Genomic DNA, 6722 nt, shown 5'->3' with positions numbered 1-6722 from the left:
CGCGCCAGCCTTGAGGCCGGCCGATCGCCGGCCTACCTCAACAGCACAGTTGCTCCGCGGTGAGGCGGGATGGGCGGAGATAATCATGAATTCTGAAAAATAGCAATATGATTATTTTTATCGAAAGTCGCGCCCCGGCGGCGGTCGGCTCCCCTCCCCCTTGCGGGGAGGGGTCGGGGGTGGGGGTGCCACGAGTCGTGTCCGGAGTGATGGGGGAATATCGAGGGTGTGCTCGCGTGGTGGACATGGCCTGGCGCGCGCCACACCGTTTGGTGCGCGTGGACCCCCACCCCCAACCCCTCCCCGCAAGGGGGAGGGGAGATCACCGTCGTCGCTGCCGGAGATCGGCTCCCAACGATCAGGCGCCTGTTGCGACACGACGCAGGGACGTTTGAAGTCGGCGGGCGCAGGTCTAGCTTGCCTACCCCCCGACGTCAGCGCTGATGATGTCGCCGAACAAATCCCACTTCCCGCCCTTGAACTGCATCATCTTGAGCTGCTCGATCGGGGCGAAGTCGGTCGGGCCGGTGTTGACCTTGATGCCGGGGATCAGGGTGTCGGGCGCGAAGTCCTTCAGGCTGGCGGCCTGCTTCATGACGTTCTCGCGGGTGAGATTGTCGCCGCACTGCTTGAGCACCTGGACCATGGTCTGGGCCGCCGCAAAGCCATAGGCGAGGTTGGCATCGGAGATGTTGGCGCCGGGCATGTACTTGTCGATGAAGGCCATAAACTTCTTCATGCCCTCGTCGTCCTTCCATTGCGGATCCGACGGGTCCTTGAGATAGCCGGCGGAGAGCACGCCCTCGGAGGCCTCGAGGCCGGCGGGCTTCATGACGGCGCCGATCGAGATCGACACGTCGGTCATCAGGTGCATCGGCTTCCATTCCAGCTCGGCGATCTTCTTGATCGCCTGCGCCGCGAATTTCGGCGTCGCGATGTTGATGAAGACGTCGGCGCCGGCGCCCTTCAGCTTGACGATGTGGGAATCGATCGAGGGTTCCGACGTCTCATAGCTCTCCTCGGCGATGATCAGATCCTTCGCCTTGTCGCCAAAGATGTCCTTGATGCCGGCGACGTAGTCCTTGCCGAAATCGTCATTGGCATAGAAGATCGCGACCTTGGCGTTCGGCTTGTTCTTGAGGATGTATTTGGCGAAGATCCGCGCCTCGACGCGGTAGCTGGGCTGGAAGCCCATGGTCCATGGGAATTCCTTCGGGTCGTTCCACTTGCTGGCGCCGGTGGCGACGAACAGCTGCGGGACCTTCTTGGCGTTGTGATACTTCTGCACGGCCGTCTGGGTCGGCGTGCCCAGTGCGTTGAACACCAGCAGCACCTCGTCGCTCTCGATCAGCTTGCGGACCTGCTCGACGGTCTTGGGCGGGCTGTAGGCGTCGTCATAGGAGATGAAGTTGATCCTGCGGCCGTTGATGCCGCCGGAATCGTTGATCATCTTGAAATAGGCTTCCTCGGTCTTGCCGATGATGCCGTAGGCCGAGACCGGACCGCTATAGGTCTCGACATTGCCGATCCTGATTTCGGTGTCGGTGGCGCCGGTGTCGTATTTCTTCTGCGCAAGCGCGCTCTGGCTTGCGATGACGGAGAGGGCGGCTGCGGCCGCAAATGAGAGCAGAGTCCTGGTCGTGATCGGCAACATTCCCTGGGCTTCCTCTGGTTGATCTTGTGGTGTTCGTTGAAGGCCATGCGCAGCCTTGGCTGCGCATTCGGATGGTCACGACGCCTGCTGCACGAGATCGGTCGCGGACGCCGTCGCAAAGCTCTTGCGCAAGGTCGGCTTGTGGATCTTGCCGGTGGCGTTGCGCGGCAGCGCGTCGACGAAGCGGACGGTGCGCGGGCACTTGAAGCGGGCGAGGTTGGCCTGGCAATGCGCGTGGATGTCGGCTTCGCTCAAGCTGTGGCCCGGCTTGACCGCGATGATCGCCATGCCGGTCTCGCCCCATTGCGGATCGGCGATGCCGATCACCGCGGCCTCGGCCACGGCGCTCAGCTGGTGCAGCACGTTCTCGACCTCGGCCGGATAGACGTTCTCGCCGCCGGAGATGTACATGTCCTTCCAGCGGTCGACGATGTAGTAGAAGCCTTCCTCGTCGACGCGGGTCGCATCGCCGGTGTGTAGCCAGCCGTCGGTGAAGGAGCTGCGGTTCGCGTCCGGCCGATTCCAATAGCCCGGCGTGACATTGGGCCCGCGCACCCAGAGTTCGCCGAGCTCGCCGATCGCGGCATCGCTGCCGTCGGGCCGGACGATCCGCACCTCGGTGTGCAGCACCGGCTTGCCGGCGGAGCCGGCCTTGCGGCCGGCATCCTCGCGGTCGAGCGCGAGCACGGCCGGGGAGGTCTCGGTCATGCCGTAACCTTGTTGCAGGGCGACGCCGCTGTTCTCCCAGGTGTTCAGCAGCGGCACCGGCATCGGCGCGCCGCCGACGCCGCCGATGGTGAGGCGGCTGAAATCGGCGGTCGCGAATGCCGGGTGCTGCGCCATGAACTGATAGATCGCGGGCACGCCGAAGAACACGTTGATGCCCAGGGCGGGATCGCTGATCAGCTGCAGCGCCAGACCCGGATCGAAGGCGCGCATGATCAGCACGGTGCCGCCGACATGCAGCACGGGATTGGTGTAGCAGTTGAGTCCGCCGGTGTGGAACAGCGGCAGCACGGTCAACAGCACCGAGGACGGCGTGATGTAGGCGGGACCACCGAGATTGACGCAATTGTAGAACGTCATGCCATGGGTGATCATCGCGCCCTTCGGCTGGCCCGTGGTGCCTGACGTGTACATGATGGTCGAGACGTCATCGAGCGTGACCGGCTCGACATCCATGAGCGGCTTTGCCGTGGCGATCGCCAGCTCGTAGCTTGCGGCAGGGCCGTAGCGCAGGGCTGTCGCGACGGCGCACAGCCGGCTTACGGCGAGCGCGGTGTCGGCGAGATCGTCATCATGGATCATCACCTTGGGCGCGGCGTCGCCGACGATGAACTGCAGCTCGGGGATGGTGAGGCGGGTGTTGAGCGGCACGAAGATCGCGCCGACCCGGAAGCAGGCGAACTGCACCTCCAGCGTCTCGGTCGCGTTCAGCGCCAGCACCGCGACGCGGTCGCCCTTGCCGATGCCGCAGGCGCCGCGCAGATGTGCCGCGAGACGGGCGACGCGCGCATCGAACTCGGCGTAGGTGAAACGCCTGTTGCTGCCGAGATCGACCATGGCGGTCTTCCCCGGCGTCCTCCGCGCATGATGCGCAATCCAGTCGTAATACCGTACTGGCACAGGCTCCCTCCCGAGATCCGGCGATCTGTCGTCGCCTTGAACGCGCTGTTGTGTCTGGCCTGCGCATCCGGTCCAGCGAGGCTGGCCGGAGCGCGCGGCGTTTTTGGCCGCGAGTGGGCCGGTGTGTGCATTGCACTGTCTTGCGTCCAGGCGCTGGCACCGGGACAGGGCGGGGAATGCCGGCCGCGCGGGACGCGATTTCGACCGCCAGCCACTCGACGCAAGTTGATGCCGCCGCTTCCGGCGCATCTTCTGAGCGCACGAAGCAGGACCCCGGCAGCGTCATGACCAAGAGCCCGTTCTACACGGCCGAGCACGAGGCCTTCCGCGACGTCGTCAGGCGCTTCGTCGACAAGGAGATCGCGCCGTTCGCAAGCGCGTGGGACGAAGCGGGCGAGTTTCCGCGCGCGCTGTATGCGAAGGCGGCCGAGATCGGCCTGCTCGGCCTCGGCTTCCCGGAAGAATTTGGCGGGGTGCCGTCGGATCAATTCATGCACATCGTCGCCTCGCAGGAGCTGGCGCGGGCCGGCTGCGGCGGCGTCAGCGCCAGCCTGATGAGCCATTCGATCGGTGCGCCGCCGATTGCGCGCGCCGCGAAGCCGGAGGTGAGGGCGCGGGTGCTGCCGGAGATTCTTGCGGGGCGGAAGATCTCGGCGCTCGCGATCACCGAGCCGAGCGGCGGCTCTGATGTTGCGAACCTCAGGACCAAGGCGGTCCGCGATGGCGACCATTACATCGTCAGCGGCGAGAAGACGTTCATCACCTCAGGCGTGCGCGCCGATTATATCACGGTGGCCGTGCGTACCGGCGGGCCGGGCGCGGCCGGCGTCAGCCTGCTGCTCGTTCCCGGCGACACGCCGGGCCTGACCCGTACCAAGCTCAACAAGATGGGCTGGTGGGCGTCGGATACCGCGACCCTGCATTTCGACGGCTGCCGTGTGCCCGCCGAAAATCTGATCGGCGAGGAGGGCCAGGGCTTCAAGCTGATCATGCATAATTTCAACAGCGAGCGCATGGGCATGGCGGCGAGCTGCACCGCGTTCGCCCGCGTCTGCCTCGACGATGCGATCGGCTACGCGAAAGAGCGACAGACCTTCGGCAAGCCGCTGGCGCAGCACCAGGTCATCCGGCACAAGCTGGTCGACATGGCGCAGCGCGTCGCGGCCTCGCAGGCGATGCTGGAAATGCTGGCGTGGCGGCTCGGGCAGGGCGACAATCCGGTGGCCGAGATCTGCATGATGAAGAACCAGGCGACGCAGACCATGGCGTATTGTGCTTCCGAGGCGGTGCAGATTTTCGGTGGCGCCGGTTTCATGCGCGGCATTCGGGTCGAGCGGATCTATCGCGAGGTCAAGGTCAATGCGATCGGCGGCGGCACCGAGGAGATCATGAAGGACCTGGCCAGCCGGCAGATGGGATTGTGATACGCACTCTCTCCACTCGTCATGCCCGGGCTTGACCCGGGCATCCACGCTGCGCGCCACACATGAACAACGACGTGGATGGCCGGGACAAGCCCGGCCATGACGTCAAAAAAAGACGACAGGAGCTCGAGGAAGAATGCTCTTCACCGCCGACCACGACGAACCGCGCCGCATCCTGCAGAAGTTCATCGCCGCCGAGATCAACCCCCATGTCGATGAATGGGAGGAGGCCGGCATCTTCCCGGCGCATGAGCTGTTCAAGAAGCTCGGCGACCTCGGCTTTCTCGGCCTCAACAAGCCGGTCGAGTATGGCGGCCAGGGGCTCGACTACTCCTACGCGCTGATGATGGCCGAGGAGCTCGGCGCGATCAATTGCGGCGCGATTCCGATGGCGATCGGGGTGCAGACCGATATGGCGACGCCGGCGCTGGCGCGGTTCGGCTCGGACACCGTGCGCAAGGAATTTCTCGCCCCGGCGATTGCCGGCGACTACGTCGCCTGCATCGGCGTCTCCGAGCCCGGCGCCGGCTCCGACGTCGCCTCGATCAAGACCCAGGCGCGCGGCGATGGCGACGACTACGTCATCAATGGCGGCAAGATGTGGATCACCAACGGCACCCAGGCCGACTTCATCTGCCTGCTCGCCAACACCAGCGACGGCGCTGTCCACCGCAACAAGTCGCTGATCTGCGTTCCCATGAAGAGCAAGGGCGTGCAGGTTGCGCGCAAGCTCGACAAGATGGGCATGCGCTCGTCGGACACCGCGCAGATCTTCTTCGACAATGTCCGGGTGCCGAAGCGCAACCGCGTCGGCGAGGAGGGGATGGGCTTCACCTACCAGATGATGCAGTTCCAGGAGGAGCGGCTGTGGGCCGGCGCGGCCTGCCTGAAGGCGCATGAGGCGATCATCAATGCGACCATCGAGTACACCCGCAACCGCAAGGCGTTCGGCCGCTCGATCCTCGACAACCAGGTCGTCCACTTCAAGCTCGCGGAGATGCAGACCGAGGTGGAGCTGCTGCGGGCGCTGACCTATCAGGCGGCCGAGGCGCTGATCGCCGGCGAGGATGTCACGCGGCTCGCGACCATGGTGAAGCTGAAGACCGGACGGCTCGGGCGCGAGCTCACCGATGCCTGCCTGCAATATTGGGGCGGCATGGGCTTCATGAACGAGACGCCGGTCAGCCGCGCCTATCGTGATTCCCGCCTGAGCTCGATCGGCGGCGGTGCCGACGAGGTGATGCTGACGATCCTCTGCAAGATGATGGGCACGCTGCCGGGCCCGGGCAAGGGGAATGCCTGATGATCACGCTGTATCATTGCGACGGCGCCCGCTCGTTCCGCCCGCTATGGATGCTGGAGGAGCTGGGGCTTGACTATGAGTTGAAGATGCTGCCGTTCCCGCCGCGGGTCTTCGCCAAGGAGTACCTGGCGATCAATCCGCTCGGCACCATTCCCTTCCTGATCGACGGCGAGACGAAGATGACGGAGTCCTCAGGCATCTGCCACTATCTCGGCGTCAAGCATGGCCCGACACCGCTGATGGTCGGGCCCGACGAGGCGGCCTATGGCGCGTTCCTGAACTGGATGTACTTCTCCGATGCGACGCTGACGTTCCCGCAGACGCTGGTATTGCGATACACTCAGCTCGAGCCGGAGGAGCGGCGCTCACCGCAGGTCGCGACCGATTATGCCAAGTGGTTTCTCGGCCGGCTGCGTGCCGTCGAGGCAGCGACCGGCCATGCCGCGTTCTTGTGCGCCGGCCGTTTCACCGCTGCCGACATCGTGATCGGCTATGCGCTGCGGCTGGCCGAGACGATCGGGCTCGCCAAGGATTTCGGCCCCAATGTCGCCGCCTATTGGGCGCGGCTGCAGCAGCGCGAGGGCTACCAGCGGGCCGTGGCGGCGGAGCAGCGTGTGGGCGTGGAGCAGGGCATCAAGCCACGGGTCCGTGGGTGAGCATTTTTGACCACGCGGACGCTTAACCGCGACAAAAATTGCCAACTGATCGCCGATGA

General features: G+C 65.1%; 5 protein-coding genes. 3 read left to right on the top strand and 2 right to left on the bottom strand.

Features of this window, described 5'->3' with window-relative positions; translation table 11 throughout:
• Window positions 1–421: 421 nt before the first annotated feature.
• The gene (locus QQL87_RS36335; RefSeq protein WP_284423913.1) at window positions 422–1654 is read right to left on the bottom strand and encodes an ABC transporter substrate-binding protein; all 1233 of its coding nucleotides are present in this window, start codon (window positions 1652–1654) and stop codon (window positions 422–424) included.
• A 75-nt stretch (window positions 1655–1729) separates the two neighbouring features.
• On the bottom strand, window positions 1730–3280 hold the full coding sequence (locus QQL87_RS36330) for an acyl-CoA synthetase (protein ID WP_284423912.1): 1551 nt from the start codon (window positions 3278–3280) through the stop codon (window positions 1730–1732).
• Between the two features lie 284 nt (window positions 3281–3564).
• On the opposite strand from QQL87_RS36330, the gene QQL87_RS36325 reads away from it, so the two are divergent.
• The 3 genes from QQL87_RS36325 (at window position 3565) to QQL87_RS36315 (ending at window position 6663) form a co-directional block, all read left to right on the top strand.
• Entirely contained in the window at window positions 3565–4704 is a 1140-nt protein-coding gene (locus QQL87_RS36325; RefSeq protein WP_284423911.1) for an acyl-CoA dehydrogenase family protein, read from the top strand.
• A gap of 136 nt (window positions 4705–4840) precedes the next feature.
• Window positions 4841–6007 carry an acyl-CoA dehydrogenase family protein gene (locus tag QQL87_RS36320; protein ID WP_284423910.1) on the top strand — a complete coding sequence of 389 codons (1167 nt, stop codon included), beginning with the start codon at window positions 4841–4843 and terminating at the stop codon, window positions 6005–6007.
• Window positions 6007–6663, top strand: a complete 657-nt coding sequence (locus QQL87_RS36315) for a glutathione S-transferase family protein (protein ID WP_284423909.1) — start codon at window positions 6007–6009, stop codon at window positions 6661–6663. The genes QQL87_RS36320 and QQL87_RS36315 overlap by 1 nt, the downstream gene beginning before the upstream one ends.
• Window positions 6664–6722: the final 59 nt, after the last annotated feature.

It is taken from the genome of Bradyrhizobium sp. SSBR45G (genome assembly GCF_030159255.1).
Taxonomy (GTDB): domain Bacteria; phylum Pseudomonadota; class Alphaproteobacteria; order Rhizobiales; family Xanthobacteraceae; genus Bradyrhizobium.
Note: the sequence above shows the minus strand (reverse complement) of the source record. Positions and strands in the feature narration are given on the sequence as shown.